9 protein-coding genes and 1 pseudogene are annotated in these 12493 nt (G+C 71.1%); 8 read left to right on the top strand and 2 right to left on the bottom strand.

Annotated features, from left to right (window positions below):
- The first annotated feature begins 497 nt into the window (after positions 1-497).
- From rplU to galE, 5 genes are all read left to right on the top strand, one after another.
- A complete protein-coding gene (gene rplU, locus ABT106_RS06315) occupies positions 498-818 on the top strand; it encodes a 50S ribosomal protein L21 (RefSeq protein WP_351273061.1) in 321 nt (106 codons plus the stop codon).
- A gap of 13 nt (positions 819-831) precedes the next feature.
- Entirely contained in the window at positions 832-1086 is a 255-nt protein-coding gene (gene rpmA, locus ABT106_RS06310; RefSeq protein ID WP_351273059.1) for a 50S ribosomal protein L27, read from the top strand.
- A 179-nt stretch (positions 1087-1265) separates the two neighbouring features.
- Positions 1266-2708 carry a GTPase ObgE gene (gene obgE / locus ABT106_RS06305; RefSeq protein ID WP_267841591.1) on the top strand — a complete coding sequence of 481 codons (1443 nt, stop codon included), beginning with the start codon at positions 1266-1268 and terminating at the stop codon, positions 2706-2708.
- Positions 2709-2778: 70 nt separating this feature from the next.
- Positions 2779-4395 (top strand): glycosyltransferase family 2 protein, encoded by a 1617-nt coding sequence (locus tag ABT106_RS06300; RefSeq protein WP_351273056.1) that lies wholly within the window; start codon positions 2779-2781, stop codon positions 4393-4395.
- Positions 4396-4444: 49 nt separating this feature from the next.
- On the top strand, positions 4445-5425 hold the full coding sequence (galE, locus tag ABT106_RS06295) for a UDP-glucose 4-epimerase GalE (RefSeq protein ID WP_351273054.1): 981 nt from the start codon (positions 4445-4447) through the stop codon (positions 5423-5425).
- An 87-nt stretch (positions 5426-5512) separates the two neighbouring features.
- On the opposite strand, the gene ABT106_RS06290 is transcribed toward galE, so the two are convergent.
- On the bottom strand, positions 5513-6685 hold the full coding sequence (locus tag ABT106_RS06290; RefSeq protein WP_351273051.1) for a glycosyltransferase: 1173 nt from the start codon (positions 6683-6685) through the stop codon (positions 5513-5515).
- A complete protein-coding gene (locus ABT106_RS06285) occupies positions 6682-9561 on the bottom strand; it encodes a bifunctional glycosyltransferase/CDP-glycerol:glycerophosphate glycerophosphotransferase (RefSeq protein ID WP_351273049.1) in 2880 nt (959 codons plus the stop codon). Before ABT106_RS06285 ends, ABT106_RS06290 begins: the two co-directional genes overlap by 4 nt.
- A gap of 171 nt (positions 9562-9732) precedes the next feature.
- Between ABT106_RS06285 and ABT106_RS06280 the strand changes: the two genes are divergently transcribed.
- The 3 genes and pseudogenes from ABT106_RS06280 (at position 9733) to proB (ending at position 12492) form a co-directional block, all read left to right on the top strand.
- Entirely contained in the window at positions 9733-10758 is a 1026-nt protein-coding gene (locus ABT106_RS06280; RefSeq protein ID WP_351273047.1) for a glycosyltransferase family 2 protein, read from the top strand.
- A pseudogene (locus ABT106_RS06275) lies at positions 10755-11162 on the top strand (GtrA family protein); the annotation flags it as partial. The gene ABT106_RS06280 and the pseudogene ABT106_RS06275, both read left to right, overlap by 4 nt.
- Positions 11163-11364: 202 nt before the next feature.
- Complete coding sequence (gene proB / locus ABT106_RS06270; RefSeq protein ID WP_351273042.1) at positions 11365-12492, top strand: glutamate 5-kinase; 1128 nt, start codon at positions 11365-11367, stop codon at positions 12490-12492.
- The last annotated feature ends 1 nt before the right edge of the window (position 12493 follow it).

Genomic DNA, 12493 nt, shown 5'->3' with positions numbered 1-12493 from the left:
GTCGCCCTTCGGGCCCTTGGTTCCCTGGGGGCCCTGGGTGCCGGTGGTTCCCTTGTCGCTCATAGGCCGGGCCGTTTCCGTACGGGCGACCCCGGTACGGGCCCGCGCACGGCCCCGCGCGCCCGTCCCGCCCGTACGGCCCCAGTGGCCCGGAGGAGGCCCCCGCGGCCCCCGCCGGGCCCGGGGACGTCCCGGCGCCCCTCCGCGTCCCCCGGGGTGGTTCCGCGGCCCCCGCGGCCCCGAGCGGAGCCGTCCCGTCCGGCCGCGGGGTCGCGCCGGGCGGCGGGACGGGTGTCGGCCGGCCGGGTGATCAGGTCCCGGTTTGACCCCTCAGAGCCGGGCCCGTAACCTGGGCCGCTGGCGTGTCTATGTGCCCGCCATCCACTGAGCACCTCACCTCCCGGACCGCCTCGCGGTCGGGGAGAGGCCGGCCTGCGGTTTCTTCGCGGGGCCGGCTGGCTTCAGGGGTTCCCGAATCGAGCGAGAGAGAGATCCGCGTGTACGCCATCGTGCGCAGCGGTGGTCGCCAGCACAAGGTTGCTGTTGGTGACATCGTTGAAGTTGACAAGATTCCCACTGCCAAGGTCGGCGACACGGTCGAGCTCTCGACCCTGCTCGTTGTCGACGGCGAAGCCGTGACCAGCGACCCGTGGGTGCTCGCCGGGATCAAGGTCCAGGTCGAGATCGTGGACCACCACAAGGGTGCCAAGATCGACATCCTGCGGTACAAGAACAAGACCGGCTACCGCCGTCGCCAGGGTCACCGCCAGCAGTACACGGCGATCAAGGTCACCGGTATCCCCACGGCTGCGAAGTAAGAGGGACTGAGACATGGCACACAAGAAGGGCGCATCGTCCACCCGTAACGGGCGCGACTCCAATGCCCAGCGGCTCGGCGTGAAGCGTTTCGGCGGTCAGGTCGTTTCCGCTGGTGAGATCCTCGTTCGCCAGCGCGGTACCCACTTCCACCCGGGTTCGGGTGTGGGCCGTGGCGGCGACGACACGCTGTTCGCGCTGCTGGCCGGTGCGGTCGAGTTCGGCACGCACCGTGGCCGCAAGGTCGTCAACATCGTTCCGGCCGCCTGATCCAGCTCCTGCTGATCACGGCGTACTGAACTTCCCGAGGGCGGATCTCAGCTCTTCCCGGCTCAGGCCGGGAAGAGAGGTCCGCCCTCGGCGCGTTGTCACATAGACACGTTTAATGGGTAGCAAGGCCTACCCCCCGGGCTTTCCGGGATATTCCCGCTGTATCTGGAGGAACAACCATGACCACCTTCGTGGACCGCGTCGAGCTGCACGTCGCCGCGGGTAACGGGGGCCACGGCTGCGCCTCCGTTCACCGGGAGAAGTTCAAGCCGCTCGGCGGCCCCGACGGCGGAAACGGCGGCCGTGGCGGCGACGTGATCCTGGTGGTGGAGCAGGCGGTCACCACCCTGCTCGACTACCACTTCAGTCCCCACCGCAAGGCCACCAACGGCAAGCCGGGCGAGGGCGGCAACCGCTCCGGCAAGGACGGCACGGACCTGATCCTGCCCGTGCCGGACGGCACCGTCGTCCTCGACAAGGAGGGCAACGTCCTCGCCGACCTCGTCGGCCAGGGCACCACGTACGTGGCCGCCGAGGGCGGCCGCGGCGGCCTCGGCAACGCCGCGCTGTCCTCCGCGCGCCGCAAGGCGCCCGGCTTCGCGCTCCTCGGCGTCCCCGGCACCGCCGGCGACGTCGTCCTGGAGCTGAAGACCGTCGCCGACGTGGCGCTGGTCGGCTTCCCCAGCGCGGGCAAGTCCTCGCTGATCTCCGTGCTCTCCGCCGCCAAGCCGAAGATCGCGGACTACCCCTTCACCACCCTCGTCCCGAACCTCGGCGTGGTCACCGCCGGCTCGACGGTCTACACGATCGCCGACGTCCCGGGCCTGATCCCGGGCGCCAGCCAGGGCAAGGGCCTCGGCCTGGAGTTCCTGCGCCACGTCGAGCGCTGCTCGATCCTCGTGCACGTCCTGGACACCGCCACCCTGGAGTCCGACCGCGACCCGCTGGCCGACCTCGACGTCATCGAGGAGGAGCTGCGGATCTACGGCGGCGGCCTGGAGAAGCGTCCGCGCCTCGTCGTCCTCAACAAGGTCGACATCCCCGACGGCAAGGACCTCGCCGACATGGTCCGCCCGGACCTCGAGGCCCGCGGCTACAAGGTCTTCGAAGTCTCCGCGGTCGACCGCACGGGCCTCAAGGAGCTGTCCTTCTTCCTCGCCGAGGTCATCGCCAAGGCGCGTGCCCGCAAGCCGAAGGACGAGGCGACCCGCATCGTCATCCGGCCGAAGGCAGTGGACGACAGCGGCTTCACCATCGCCTACGACGAGGTCGAAGAGGTCTACCGGGTGCGCGGCGAGAAGCCGGAGCGCTGGGTCCGCCAGACCGACTTCAACATCGACGAGGCCGTCGGCTACCTCGCGGACCGCCTCAACCGCCTCGGCGTCGAGGCGGCGCTGCGCAAGGCCGGCGCCCGTGCCGGTGACGGCGTCGCCATCGGCGCGGACGAGAACGCGGTCGTCTTCGACTGGGAGCCGACCATGATGGCCGGTGCCGAGATGCTGGGCCGCCGCGGTGAGGACCACCGCCTGGAGGCCCCGCGCCCGGCGACCACGCGCCGCAAGGAGAAGGAAGCCGAGCGGGACTCCGTACAGAAGGAGTACGACGAGTTCAAGCCGTTCTAGCCCACCTCCCGGGACGGGAGCCGGTTCGGGTTTGAAGGTGCCTTTACATCGTTCCCCTAGGATCCACAGGGTGAACAGCACCAACACGCCCACGGTTTCCGTCGTGGTCATCGCGTACAACGACGCCGGGCTCGTGGGCGAGGCCGTCACCTCGGCCCTCGCCCAGGGCCCGGTGGTCGCCGAGGTCATCGCGGTCGACGACGCCTCGTCCGACGACACCGGGCGGGTCCTGGACGACCTGGCCGCCGCACACCCCCGTCTGAAGGTCCTGCACCGGGCGGAGAACAGCGGGGGCTGCGGCACCCCCCGCAACGACGGGATCGCCCTCGCCACCGCCCCGTACGTCCTCTTCCTCGACAGTGACGACGTCCTGCCGCCGGGAGCCGCCGACGCCCTGGTGCGCACGGCCGTCCGGCACCGGGCCCCGGTCACCGTCGGCACGGCGGTCCGGCGCGAGCTGCCCCAGCACCACGACGTGCCGTGGATGCCCGGCCTGCACACCCCCGGAGACGTGATCGAGCGCCCGGCCGACCGGCCCGGCCTCGTCCGGGACACCCTCTGCGTGAACAAGCTCTACGACCGTGCCTTCCTCGACGAGCACGGCCTGCGCTTCCCCGACGGCCGCTTCGTCTACGAGGACTTCGTCTTCACGGCCCGCGTCCTCGCCGCGGCCCCCCGCATCGCCGTCACCGCAGACCTCGTCTACGTCTGGCACGTACGCCGCTCCGCCGCCCGGGTGTCGATCTCCCTGGACCGCAAGGACGTCGGCAACTGGCGCTCCCGGATCGAGGCCCACCGCGCCGCCTCCCGGATCCTGGCCGACGCCTCCCCGGAGCTGGGCCGCGCCTGCCAGGTGAAGTTCCTGGAGTACGACCTGCGGATGTACCTGCGCGAACTGGGCAAGGACCCCGAGTACCAGCGCGCCTGGTGGACCCTGACCCGCGCGTACCTCGCCACCTTCACCGAGGCGGACGTCGAGGCGGCCGCCCCGCACGCCCGCTGGATCGTACGGGTGCTGCGCGCCGCCGAGACCCCGCCCGCCGACGTCGAGCGGCTCACCCGCCTCGCCGCCGAGCCGCCCCGGCTGCTGCCCCCGTACGCGGCCGCGGCCGACGGGAACCCGGTGTGGAGCGCGGAGCTCCCCGTCCCCCTCGACGGGCTGCTCGCCCTGCCGACGTCCGCACTGCCGGTGACCATGGACGCCGAACCGGCGGGCAGGACGGCGGTGCGCGTGCGCCTGCACGACCTGTACGGGCGCCTGGGCGCGGCCGTGCCGCGGACCGCGCAGCTGCGCTTCCTGCCGCGCGCCGGCGGCGAGCCCGTGCTCGCCGGACCGGTGGAACTGACCCCCCACGAGGACGGCGGCTGGACGGCCCTGCTGCCCTTCCGCCTCGCCGATCTGGCCTCCACCGGCCGGACCCAGGGCCTGCGCAGGCTCCAGACGTGGAACGTCGAGGTGGGCGTGGAGTGCGCCGACGGGAGCTCCCTCCTCACCCCGCTGCGCCCCCGCGGTCCGCTGCTGCGCCGCCGGGCGCTGCCCAGCAGCCGGTACGGTGTTCTGCTGACGCAGCCGTACCGCACGGCCTCCGGAGCGCTGGCCCTGCGCCTCGCACCGGGCGCCGCGGGCGCGCTGTACCTCGTACGCAACCGATTCGACCGGGCCAGGGCGGGCCGCGCGTCGGGCTGAGGCACCAGGACCTCAGCGCCAGAACACGGACAGGACCAGGGAGATACACATGACGTTTCTGATCACCGGGGGCGCCGGCTACATCGGCGCGCACGTCGTCCGGGCGATGCTGCTCGCGGGGGAGGAGGTCGTCGTCCTCGACGACCTCTCCACGGGCGACGCGGACCGTGTCCCGGAGGGCGTACCGCTGGTGATCGGCTCGGTCCTGGACCGGTCGGTCCTCGACAAGACCATCGCCGACCACCGGATCACCGGCGTGGTGCACCTGGCGGGCAAGAAGCAGGTCGGCGAGTCCGTCGAGAAGCCGATGCACTACTACCACGAGAACGTGGGCGGCCTCACGGTCCTGCTCCAGGCCGTGGCCGCCGCGGGCATCCGCAACGTCCTCTTCTCCTCTTCCGCCTCCGTCTACGGCATGCCCGACGTGGAGCTGGTCACCGAGGACACCCCCTGCGCGCCGCTGAGCCCGTACGGCGAGACCAAACTGGCCGGCGAGTGGCTGGTCCGCGCCGCCGGCAAGGCGCACGGCATCTCCACCGCCTGCCTGCGCTACTTCAACGTGGCGGGCGCCGCGACCCCCGAACTCGCCGACACCGGCGTCTTCAACCTGGTCCCGATGGTCTTCGAGCGCTACGACGCCGGCCAGGGCGCCAAGATCTTCGGCGACGACTACGCGACCCCGGACGGCACCTGCGTCCGCGACTACATCCACGTCGCCGACCTCGCGGACGCCCACGTCGTGGCGGCCCGCAAGCTCGCCGAGTGGGCCGCGGCCGGCGACTACAAGGACCTGACCGTCAACATCGGGCGCGGCGAGGGCGTCTCCGTCCGGGAGATGGTCGAGCTCCTGAACGCGAACACCGGCCACGACTACGCCCCGGTCGTCTCCCCGCGCCGCCCCGGCGACCCGGCGAAGGTCGTGGCCTCCGCCGAGCGCATCGGCAGCGAGCTGGGCTGGAAGGCCCGCCACGACGTCCGCGAGATGGTCACCTCCGCCTGGGCCGGCTGGGAGGCCCACCGCAAGGTCTGACCTCCGGTCGGTACGGAGCCGCCCGCCCCGAGGTGTCGGGGGCGGGCGGCTCCGTCGTGTCCGGTGCGGGGCGCCGCTCCGGGAAGGTCAGCGCTCCAGGAAGGAGAACAGCTCCTCCCACCGGTCGGTGATCCCGGCGCTGGAGTACCGCCGCACCGAGCGGAAGGCCGACTCCCCGAGCCGGTCGCGCAGTTCGCGGTCCGACATCAGGGCGTCCAGGTGCCCGGCCAGCTCCATGGTGTTGCCCAGCCGGGCCAGCAGCCCGTCCTCGCCGTGCGTGACGATCTCCCGTACGCCCGGCGCGCAGTCGAAGGCCGCCGCCGGCACGCCCGTGGCCATCGCCTCCAGCAGCGTGATCGGGAAGCCCTCGGCCCGCGAGGCCTGTGCGAAGACCGAGGCCCCGCGCAGTGAGCCCAGCACGTCGTCGGTACTGCCCATCCACTCCACGGACGCGTCCAGCCCCAGCGAGGTGCAGTGCGCCCGCAGCACCGGCTCCTCCGCGCCCGCCCCGTAGATCCGCAGGACCCACTCGGGATGGAGCGGGGCGGCGTCCGCCCACGCGTCGAGCAGCAGGTCGACGCCCTTCTCGAACGCGAGGCGGCCGACGCTGGCGACGACCTTCTCCGTGCGCGGAGCGGGCCGCTCCGGCATGAAGGGCAGCGGGTTCGGCATGCTGGCGACGTTCTCCATGCCCGCCCGGATCCACAGGTCCGCGTCCTCGGCGGTCAGCACCAGCAGCCGGTCCACCTCGCGGTAGTGGCGGCGGACCCGGTCGCCGCGGCTGGACTTCTGGCTGGCCTCGAACGACTCGTGGCTCATGCCGATGACGCTGAGCCCCTTGGTGTCGGCGAGCGCCACCCACTCCATCGCCCAGACCTGGGTGACGATCACGACGGCGCCCGGTGCGGCCGCCCGGAACAGCTCGCTCAGCTGCTCGGCCTTGGTCCGCATCAGCGCGCGCCGGGCCGCCTGGCGGCGCCGCTCGGGCGCGTTCAGCCGGCCCTTGAGCCCCTGGAGCCGGCGCGCGGGCGGCGGCTGGGAGGCGTACAGGGTCGTCGTCGCGTACGGCAGGGCCGCCGGCAGCTTCTGCCGGATCTCCTCGGCGACCGGGGCGATGCCGACGATGTGCACCCGGTGGCCGCGGTCGGTGAACAGCCGCGCCATCTGGTGCGACCAGGTGGTCACACCGCCGAGCTCGTCGACGTTGTTGGAGACGAGGAAGATGTCACGGCCGCCCGGGGTGGCGGTCTGCTGGCTCACTTGCCGCTCCTGGTGAAGAACTTCTCGACGATCTGGCGCGCGGCGTCCCCGCGGTCGTACTCGCCGAACTCGGTGAGGAAGCGCTGACGGGCCTCGGCGTACTTGGCGTCCGCCTCCTCGAAGGCGGAGAGCGCCTGCAGCAGCTCGTCCGCCGTGGCCACGACCGGGCCCGGGGCCTTCTCCTTCAGGTCGAAGTACGTGCCGCGGATGTCGGTGGCGTACTTCTCGTAGTCGTAGGCGAAGAACAGCATCGGCCGGTCCAGGACCGAGTAGTCGAACATCACGGACGAGTAGTCGGTGATCAGACCGTCGGCGAGAGCCAGCAGCGGGGTGATGTCGTGGTGCCGGGACACGTCGAGGACCCGACCGGCGACGGACGGCGGGAGGGAGACGCTGTTGAGGTAGTGCGTCCGCACCAGCAGGGTGAAGCGGTCACCGAGCCGGTCCGCGAACTCCTCCACGTCGAAGGGGAACTCGAAGCCCTCCACGGCGCCGTCCGCGTTCGCCCGGAACGTCGGCGCGTACAGCAGCACCTTCTTCTCCGGGGCGATGCCCAGCGCCGCCGCGAGCGGGCCGCGCACCCGCTCGCCGCTCTGCACCTCGGACCGGTGCGCCTCGACGAGGGCGTCGTTGCGCGGGTAGCCGGTGCGCAGCAGCACCTCGTCGCGCAGCCGGAAGCCCTTGGCGAGGGTGCGGGTGTCGTGCTCCGAGCGGATCAGGAAGTGGTCGAAGCGGTCGACGGCCGCCTGGAACCGGTCCTGGCCCGCCCGCCCCTGCGCCTTGGTGCGGGGCTCGTGGAAGCCCATGCGCTTGAGCGCCGAGCCGTGCCAGGTCTGGATGTACGTGGTGCCCGGGCGCTTGGCGAGGGCCAGCGGGAACCCCTGGTTGTCCACCCAGAACTCGGCCTGGGCCAGTGCCCGCAGATAGGGCCAGCTCCAGCGCCGGACCAGGGTGGCTTCCTTGGGGAAGCCGGTGGGCTTACCGCCCGCGTACGACCAGATCGCCTCGAAGGGGACGCCCTGGCGCACCATCTCCTCGTAGATCGCCTTGGGGCTGTCGCTGTACTGCTTGCCCATGTGGCTCTCGAAGACGACCGTGCCCTTCTTGACCGGCAGCTTCGAGAAGACCTCGTGGTAGAGCTTCACCTTCTGCTCGCCCGAGCCCATGTTCCGGCGGGTCCGCAGGGCCTTGCGCAGGCCCCGCTTGACCACTCCGGCGGCCTTGCCGTGTATGGCGTTGTTGATCAGCGTCTGGGTGCGGACGGCCGCGGCGCCCTCGGCGGTCAGGACATAGGAGAGGTTGCCCTTCTTGGTCACCTCCGGCTCGAAGCGGTCGGAGACCAGCCGGGTCAGCCGCGGGCGCACGCGCAGCCGGGACGCCGCGTCCAGGTCGACCCCGCCGACCGACACGCGGGTGGTGACGTGGTCGCGGCCGGCGTTCAGCCGCAGCCGGACGTCCCACACGGCGTCGATGATGCCGAGCGGGCGGACGGTGCCGCCGATGTCGGCGCTGCCGGTCCACTCGATCGTGTCACCGGCGTGGCGCACGGTTGCCACCGGGAAGCTGAACGAACGTACGCCGATCTGCCGCCGGGCCCGGAATTCCAGCGACGCCGACAGTTCCGCGTCGGGCCGGATGCGGCCCAGCGGGTTCACGACGGCGCCGGAGAGCGTGACGGTGCCGCGCCCGTCGTCCTCGTAGGAGGTGAGGCGGTTGCCCAGCTGGAGGGAGGCGAGCGGGGTGGTGTGGAAGCCGTCCCCGGTGACGTCCAGTATCCGGCGGGCCTCGGTGTCGTCCGGGTCGTCGATGTGCCGCTCGCACCAGTAGATGCGGCCGTCGCGCTCGGCGAGGGGGGAGGAGAGCCGGCCCTTGTTCGTCATGGCGTCGGCGGCCGGGAGCAGGTTGTCCCAGTCCTCCTTGCCGAGCAGGTAGGCGCAGATCGCCTGGAGGTGCGTGACGTTGTCGTACGCGGCCCGGTCGATCCCGGCGAGGTAGCCGTTCGCCAGGCGGGCGAACTCCTGGCGGTACGCGTCGCTCAGCAGGGGCAGGTCGCGCAGGTGCAGCACCAGGTCGTGCTTGAGGAACTTGGCGTCCTTCGCGGACTTGATGTCCGTGTGGCCCTTGGCGGCCAGCAGCTCGTCCACCCGGCGGTGGATCTCCATCCGGTGGACGAAGTTCGCGATCTCGTGGCGCCGGTTGCTGATCGACTTGGCGGAGGTCTTCTCGATCACGTTCCAGAAGTAGACGTGGTTCGGGATCAGCGTGATGCGGCGGGCCGCCACGTACGCCTGCGCCGAGAACAGCAGGTCCTCGTAGTGGATGCCGACCGGGAACTCCAGGCCCTGCTCCAGCAGGAACGCGCGCCGGTAGCACTTGTTCGTGGAGAGGGTGTCGTAGACCAGCAGGTCGGGGAACTCGGTGATCGACTCCAGGGTCCGCGTCCGCGAGTAGATCCACGGGTACCACTCGGTGGTCTTGCCCCACCGGTTTTCGAGGTGCACGCGCACGCACATGCCCGAGACCAGGTCGGAGCCGGTCCGCTCGGCGGCGTCCAGCATGTTCCGGCAGGCGTTGCGCTCCAGCACGTCGTCGCTGTCCAGGAACATGACGTACGTGCCGGTGGCCTGCGCGATGCCGTGGTTGCGCGGGGCGCCGCAGCCCCCACTGTTCTCCGGAAGTTGGAACGCACGCACTTTCCCCGGGTGCGAGGCTTCCAGTTCCTGGGCGACGGTGAAGGACCTGTCCTTGCTGCAGTCGTCGACGATCACGACCTCGACCCCGTGCAGGGTCTGGTCCAAAACCGACTGGACTGCTGTCGACAGACGCTCTGCGTCGTTGTAGACGATGACGACCACGGAGACGTCGGGCACGTGCACCTCGATCCCTTCGATTCGTTTCGCTCAGCTGATTCCGCTTATTCAGTCAAAGCTACCGCGTACCGCACTCGACTCAGGCAGGCCGACCCTCGGCGTGCGGGTTCTGGGGAAGAGGTGAGTGGCAGGTCCGGTCGTCGGCAATCACCCGTTCGGACCCAGCAGGATGTGTTCATGACCAAGCTGTCCGTAGTTGTCCCTTGCTTCAACGAAGAAGCCGTCATCGACAGCTTCGACGTCGAGATCCGCAGGGTCCTGGACGCCCTCCCCGTCGATTACGAGGTCTGCTACGTCGACGACGGAAGCCGTGACGGCACCCTCCGAAAGCTCCGGAAGATCGCGGCCGAGCACGCCGAGCAGACCCGCTTCGTCTCCTTCAGCCGCAACTTCGGCAAAGAGGCCGGAATGCTCGCCGGCCTGCGCGCGTCGACCGGCGACGCCGTCGTGATCATGGACGCGGACCTCCAGCACCCGCCGGAGCTCATCGCCACCATGCTCGAACACCACCGGCAGGGGCACGACCAGATCATCGCCCGCCGGACGCGCGAGGGGGACAAGAGGCTCCGCTCCGTGCTGAGCCGCCTCTACTACCGGGGGGTCAACCGCTGGGTGGACGTGGAACTCACCGACGGCGTCGGCGACTTCCGCATGCTCTCGCGCCCGGCCGTGGACGCGCTGCTGTCGCTGCCGGAGTACAACCGCTTCTCCAAGGGCCTGTTCTCCTGGATCGGCTTCGACACGGTCCACTTCGACTACCGCAACGCGCAGCGCGAGGCCGGCGAGACGAAGTGGAAGTTCGGCGCCCTGCTGAACTACGGCATGGACGGCCTGATCTCCTTCAACAACCGGCCGCTGCGGACGGGAATCTGGCTCGGCGTGTCGCTGGTCGCCCTGACCGCCGTCTACGCCCTGTGGATCACGGTCGCGGCGATGACCAACGGCGTCGAGTCGCCCGGGTACGTCACCCTCGTGGCGATCATCGTGGGCCTCGGCGGCGTACACATGATCATGCTGGGTCTGATCGGCGAGTACATCGGCCGCATCTACTATGAGACCAAACGGAGGCCGCACTTCCTGGTGAAGGAAGCACACGGCTCCGACCCCGTCCCGCACGTGGCGCTGACCGCGGAACCGGGGAGGTCCGGCCCGGTCGCCGGGGCGACGGCCGCCCCGCACAACGCGGAGCGCAACACCAGATGAGCAGACGAGAGCAGCTCGGCCAGATCCTCCGCTTCGGCCTGGTGGGAGCCGTCAACACGGGCACCTTCTACCTCCTCTACCTGCTCCTGCACCCCTGGATGCCGTACTTCGCCGCCTACACCCTCGCCTTCCTGCTCGCGATGGTCGGCTCGTTCTTCATGAACACCTACTTCACCTACCGCACCCGGCCCAGCTGGAAGAAATTCCTGCTCTTCCCCCTGACCAACGTCACCAACTACGTCGTCCAGTCGGTCGGCCTGTACGCCCTGGTCACCTGGGCCGGCCTCGGCACGCGGATCGCCCCGCTGGTCGCCGCGGTCGTGGCCATCCCCTTCACCTACCTGATCTCCCGCAAGATCCTCGTCCCGGGCACCGCCGGGGACGGGGAGGCGGAAGCGGAACCGGTGCCGGCGGGGCCCACGGGCGCGACGGGTCCGGCCGGCCGGCCGGGGGAGGACGGCCGGACCGGGCGGGACGGCCGGAGCGGTCAGGGCGGGCAGGGCGGTCCAGGCGGGTCGTCCAGGGTCTGAAACCCCCGCGCAGCCGCTCCCGGCCACCCCGTAGATTGAGGTCACAGGCATTTCGGCAAGGGGCAAGGGGACACACGTGTCAGCGGCTAGGCAAGGTGTCGTGGACGCCCGCAGGATCGTGGTCAAGGTCGGCTCCTCCTCTCTGACCACGGCGGCGGGCGGCCTCGACGCCGACCGGGTGGACGCCCTGGTGGACGTCCTGGCCAAGGCGCGCGGCGGCGGCGAGAAGGAGATCGTCCTCGTCTCCAGCGGAGCCATCGCCGCCGGCCTCTCCCCGCTCGGCCTGCGCCGCCGCCCCAAGGACCTGGCCCGGCAGCAGGCCGCCGCCAGCGTCGGACAGGGCCTGCTCGTCGCCCGCTACACCGCCTCCTTCGCCCGCTACGGCATCCGCGTCGGCCAGGTCCTGCTCACCACCGACGACACCAGCCGGCGGGCGCACTACCGCAACGCCTACCGGACCCTGGACCAGCTGCTCGCCATGGGCGCGCTGCCCGTCGTCAACGAGAACGACACCGTCGCCACGGACGAGATCCGCTTCGGCGACAACGACCGCCTGGCCGCCCTCGTCGCCCACCTCGTACGGGCCGACCTGCTGGTCCTGCTCTCCGACGTGGACGGCCTGTACGACGGTGACCCCTCCCTGCCCGGTACCACCCGCATCGACGAGGTCCGCGGCCCCGGCGACATCGCGCACGTCTCCATCGGCAGCGCCGGAAAGGCGGGCGTGGGCACCGGCGGCATGGTCACCAAGGTCGAGGCGGCGCGGATCGCCGCCGCCGCAGGCATCCCCGTGGTCCTGACCTCCGCCAGCCAGGCCGCCGACGCCCTGGCCGGCCGCGCCACCGGCACCCACTTCCACGCGACGGGCCGCCGCTCCGGCGACCGGCTGCTCTGGCTCCAGCACGCCTCCACGCCCCAAGGGCACCTCGTACTGGACGACGGCGCGGTGCGCGCCGTCACCGAGCGCGGCAGCTCCCTGCTCCCCGCGGGCATCGCCTCCGTCGAGGGCGACTTCATCGCGGGGGACCCGGTGGAGCTCCGCGACACCTCGGGCCGGGCGGTCGCGCGCGGCCTGGTCAACTTCGACGCCAAGGAGCTCCCGCAGCTCCTCGGCCGCTCCACCCGCGAGCTCGCTCGGGAACTCGGACCCGCGTACGAGCGGGAGGTCGTCCACCGCGACGATCTGGTCCTGCTGCAGGGCTGAG

The organism is Streptomyces sp. NPDC002044, from assembly GCF_040296725.1.
Classification (GTDB): domain Bacteria; phylum Actinomycetota; class Actinomycetes; order Streptomycetales; family Streptomycetaceae; genus Streptomyces; species Streptomyces antarcticus.
The sequence above is the reverse complement of the archived record's forward strand: the minus strand, read 5'-3'. Positions and strand labels throughout refer to the sequence as shown.

Bases quoted from the DNA above. Each gene is read 5' to 3' on its own strand.
- rpmA (WP_351273059.1), top strand. From the start codon at position 832: ATGGCACACAAGAAGGGCGCATCGTCCACCCGTAACGGGCGCGACTCC.
- obgE (WP_267841591.1), top strand. From the start codon at position 1,266: ATGACCACCTTCGTGGACCGCGTCGAGCTGCACGTCGCCGCGGGTAAC.
- galE (WP_351273054.1), top strand. From the start codon at position 4,445: ATGACGTTTCTGATCACCGGGGGCGCCGGCTACATCGGCGCGCACGTC.
- ABT106_RS06280 (WP_351273047.1), top strand. From the start codon at position 9,733: ATGACCAAGCTGTCCGTAGTTGTCCCTTGCTTCAACGAAGAAGCCGTC.